This window comes from Mesorhizobium sp. IMUNJ 23232, assembly GCF_044326205.1.
In the GTDB taxonomy this organism is placed as follows: Bacteria; Pseudomonadota; Alphaproteobacteria; order Rhizobiales; family Rhizobiaceae; genus Kumtagia.
On record NZ_JBIRCY010000152.1, the window covers coordinates 1 to 2,292 of the forward strand.

Here is a 2,292-nt window from a genome sequence, read left to right on the forward strand (position 1 = left end):
GGAACACGCGGTACGACGCCTGACATGGTGCCGGCAGTCGGTCTGTTGTCGCGTGGGCAAGCAATGGGCAAATTGCGGTTGCTAGATTCGCGACAATGGCCGGTCGGGCTGCTGATCAAAGTCGCTGTGATGATGTGGGTAGCCGCCATCCTGTTGTCGGTGTTTTGGCCAGTTTTCTATGGACTGCGGTAAAATGACCACAATCTCACTCCTCAAACCTTTCACACGACACTCCGCGACACTTGATAACCCTCTTTTGACAATGTGGTATTGAAGTGATGTTGCGTCAGGGAATGGGAACGCTGCCGGAGGCAATATCTACCTACGCCTGGAAAGGGACCGTTTCCGCAGATGAATCTGATAGACGATCTTTGCAGCAGTTTTTCAGAGAAAGAGGAGATATTAGGGAGGACGATCATGTAGTAAGGATCGCGGTGTCCGAACAGGCCTCGTCACGCGGGCGCCCTTGGGTGCGCATTGTAGTGACCGATAGAACAGAATGCGCCGAGGCCGTCGCTCAACTTTTGCAGCCGCGGTCGGCTAAGTTCATGGATATTGAGATAGAGCTTACTTTAGGGGAATTTTTTCGTCTCTTTAAGCGGTTTAACATAGTACTCGACGTGCCTGGCTTGATCCTTGCAGGCGGAGAATACGAGTTTACAACTACTTCGTAGGTTTATGCGAACGTCACCGCGCAGGCAAAACCGCCCGCAAGGGTCTAGCGTCGATTTCGTTCTGGCGATCCAAAAATGCCTTGCCAGCGGTGCCAGAAGTTAGTGCCAAGAATAGTCTATCGCCGAAAATCGGCGGCGGTCAGCACATAGGAGGTCTGGTGGCCATGGGCGTAGGCTTTCCGGGCGACGTCCTGGATCGAGCCGCGCGCAGAATCGAAGGCCGCGAGGTAATCCGCTTCCGATACCTTTGTTGCGTGCGGTTTAAGGCCGGTTTTTGCCAGAGCGGCCGCCTCGATGAAGAACCGCACCTCGAACATGCCGTCGTGGCCGATGAAGCGGATCGCATTCCGCTCGTCGTCGAAGCTGCGGCTCGGATTAGGGAAACCCAGGGTCATGATCTCAGCACTTCGATTTCATGGGCGCTCGGGCCGGTTGGCGACGCGAGGCTGCGTCGTTCAGTCCTGCGCCCTTCATTGTGAAGATTGAGGGCGATCATCCTGCCGGTTGCCTCCGACCGGCTAAGGCCGGTCATCGGGCGGCCGTCGGAATGCGCGGTATCGCCAGTGAACACGTGATAGACGCTCCACGAACGGTCGGCTTCGACGCGGCGGCCGTAGTGATGATCCATGGAATCGCGTCCGGGAGCACCGCCTTCGTTCTCCCAAGCGGAGATCGCGCGGGTTTCGAATGCCCGCTGCATTTGTTTGCCAAAGATGGTCATGATGTCGGCCTTCCTTCAGGAATAGGGGCAGGGTCGAGGGCGCCCGAATAAATGGTTCCCCCGGCAGCATCGATGATCGTCACGGCGTCCGGGCGCTGCGGCATGTCGAGCGTCGCCGAAAGCGATCGCGCTATCCTGATCGCGTCGTCGACATCCATCGCTTCGCCGGCCTCGCGGCCGACGACGGCATGGGCGTCGTCCTGATGCCGGGTACGGTAGAATTCGATCACGATCTTCAACGGCGTCCGCCCCTTCGATCCCAGATAAATGTGACGCCTAGTTCTTGCTCTTCGCCCGCGGGGCGTTGGTAGCCAGCTTGATCTGGCTGCCGAAATTGCTTTCAGCATTCGCCGGAGCCTTCTCCTGCTTTGGCTTTAGGATCTCGCGGCGGCTAAGCTTCTGTCCCTTGGCCATCGCCGAACGTCCTTTTGATGAGAGTTGCGTCGTCTCCGAGGCGAGACATGTCGACCAGTTCCAGGCTGTCTTCCGCCGCCACCCGCTCGTGACGCTCTGCGTCGTTACGGATGCGGTATTGGGGAGAGTCGCCCCTGGGTGGCAGTTTGCCGGTGATCCGATAGATGTCGTTGGCCTTCGCTGGCATTCCCATTCCGCCTTTCAGCCGGACGGCCTGCCCGATCGAATAGAGATGGCTGGCGGCTTCGTGCCGGATCGCGCGGAACCTGCGCTGCATAAGGGTGGTCGCGGTCATGATTGTCGGAGGTCCTGTTCGAGTGCGGCGTCTAGGTCCGCCGAGTTGATCGGCACCATCTGTTGTGTCGGCCGCTGCGCCGAGATCGCGGGCAGGTGGATGAAGCTTGCAACGCGCCGCCAGGCGAGCCGCGAGACCGCTTCGATCGGCTCTTCATCGTGGTCGACGCGGTATTCGCCGGCCGGCTG

6 protein-coding genes and 1 pseudogene are annotated in these 2,292 nt (G+C 58.9%); 1 reads left to right on the forward strand and 6 read right to left on the reverse strand.

Annotated elements, in window-relative coordinates; genetic code table 11:
* Nucleotides 1-192, forward strand: a 192-nt coding sequence (locus ACH196_RS37985) for a hypothetical protein (RefSeq protein ID WP_396651972.1), incomplete at its 5' end; no start/stop codon positions are given.
* A gap of 598 nt (nt 193-790) precedes the next feature.
* On the opposite strand, the gene ACH196_RS37990 is transcribed toward ACH196_RS37985, so the two are convergent.
* From ACH196_RS37990 to ACH196_RS38015, 6 genes and pseudogenes are all read right to left on the reverse strand, one after another.
* Nucleotides 791-1,069, reverse strand: a complete 279-nt coding sequence (locus tag ACH196_RS37990; RefSeq protein WP_396651973.1) for a DUF1488 domain-containing protein — start codon at nt 1,067-1,069, stop codon at nt 791-793.
* Nucleotides 1,066-1,395 (reverse strand): hypothetical protein, encoded by a 330-nt coding sequence (locus ACH196_RS37995; protein WP_396651974.1) that lies wholly within the window; start codon nt 1,393-1,395, stop codon nt 1,066-1,068. Before ACH196_RS37995 ends, ACH196_RS37990 begins: the two co-directional genes overlap by 4 nt.
* Nucleotides 1,392-1,625: a hypothetical protein gene (locus tag ACH196_RS38000; RefSeq protein WP_396651977.1), complete on the reverse strand. Its 234-nt coding sequence runs from the start codon at nt 1,623-1,625 to the stop codon at nt 1,392-1,394. Before ACH196_RS38000 ends, ACH196_RS37995 begins: the two co-directional genes overlap by 4 nt.
* Nucleotides 1,626-1,671: 46 nt before the next feature.
* The gene (locus ACH196_RS38005) at nt 1,672-1,809 is read right to left on the reverse strand and encodes a hypothetical protein (protein WP_396651975.1); all 138 of its coding nucleotides are present in this window, start codon (nt 1,807-1,809) and stop codon (nt 1,672-1,674) included.
* Nucleotides 1,787-2,104, reverse strand: coding sequence for a hypothetical protein (locus ACH196_RS38010; protein WP_396651976.1), 318 nt, complete (start codon nt 2,102-2,104; stop codon nt 1,787-1,789). The genes ACH196_RS38005 and ACH196_RS38010 overlap by 23 nt, the downstream gene beginning before the upstream one ends.
* Nucleotides 2,101-2,292, reverse strand: a pseudogene (locus ACH196_RS38015) (hypothetical protein); the annotation flags it as partial. The gene ACH196_RS38010 and the pseudogene ACH196_RS38015, both read right to left, overlap by 4 nt.

Excerpts from the sequence above, each read along its gene's own strand:
- ACH196_RS38010 (WP_396651976.1), bottom strand. The coding sequence starts at position 2,104 with ATGACCGCGACCACCCTTATGCAGCGCAGGTTCCGCGCGATCCGGCAC.
- ACH196_RS38005 (WP_396651975.1), bottom strand. The coding sequence starts at position 1,809 with ATGGCCAAGGGACAGAAGCTTAGCCGCCGCGAGATCCTAAAGCCAAAG.
- ACH196_RS37995 (WP_396651974.1), bottom strand. The coding sequence starts at position 1,395 with ATGACCATCTTTGGCAAACAAATGCAGCGGGCATTCGAAACCCGCGCG.
- ACH196_RS37990 (WP_396651973.1), bottom strand. The coding sequence starts at position 1,069 with ATGACCCTGGGTTTCCCTAATCCGAGCCGCAGCTTCGACGACGAGCGG.